This is a genomic window from Peptoanaerobacter stomatis (genome assembly GCF_000238115.1).
Taxonomy (GTDB): domain Bacteria; phylum Bacillota; class Clostridia; order Peptostreptococcales; family Filifactoraceae; genus Peptoanaerobacter; species Peptoanaerobacter stomatis.
In genome coordinates this window covers 1-730 of sequence record NZ_JH414595.1, presented here as the reverse complement: position 1 = coordinate 730, position 730 = coordinate 1, and the positions used below count along the sequence as shown (strand labels likewise).

Here is a 730-nt window from a genome sequence, read left to right as displayed (position 1 = left end):
TCAAAACCACCAGTTGAACTGGTGGTTTGCAAAGCCCTAAAAGGGCATTTTACTAGCTACCTCTCAAGAGGTATCGAATAGTCCGCCAATTGCATATTTTTTACTGGCTGCTGCTAAAGCAGCTTTTATTTTGCCTATTTATTCTTGCTACCCGTAAACGGGTCAATGTATTCTTTAAATGATATCTGATCATTTATTATATCTTCTTGCAATTGCTTCTTTATATAATTCTCTATTACTTTTTTATTTCTTCCTACTGTATCTACATAATATCCTCTGCACCAAAAATGTCTGTTTCCATATTTATATTTTAAATTCGCATGTCTATCAAATATCATAAGACTGCTCTTTCCTTTTAAATATCCTACAAATTGTGATACACTTAAACTTGGCGGTATACTCACTAACATGTGTATATGGTCCACACATGCCTGCGCTTGTATTATCTCTACTCCTTTTTGTTCACACAGCTTCCTTAATATTTTTCCTATGTCTAGTTTTATTTTTCCATAGACTTCTTTTCTTCTAAATTTGGGAGCAAATACTATATGATACTGGCATCTCCACTTGGAATGTGATAAACTATTTATGTCTTTCATAACAAAAACCTCCTTTTGATTTTATTTTGGTTTTGGCGGACCAATTCTATTATATCAAATGGAGGTTTTCTTTTATCTAAAGATTTTTATTCCCCCAGTAAAACTGGGGGTTTATTTTGCTTAAGCTACAA

The 730-nt window shown here is 32.9% G+C and carries 1 protein-coding gene; it reads right to left on the bottom strand.

Features of this window, described 5'->3' with window-relative positions; all coding sequences use genetic code 11:
* Positions 1-134: 134 nt before the first annotated feature.
* Complete coding sequence (tnpA, locus tag HMPREF9629_RS11255; protein ID WP_009526492.1) at positions 135-599, bottom strand: IS200/IS605 family transposase; 465 nt, start codon at positions 597-599, stop codon at positions 135-137.
* Between the last annotated feature and the right edge of the window lie 131 nt (positions 600-730).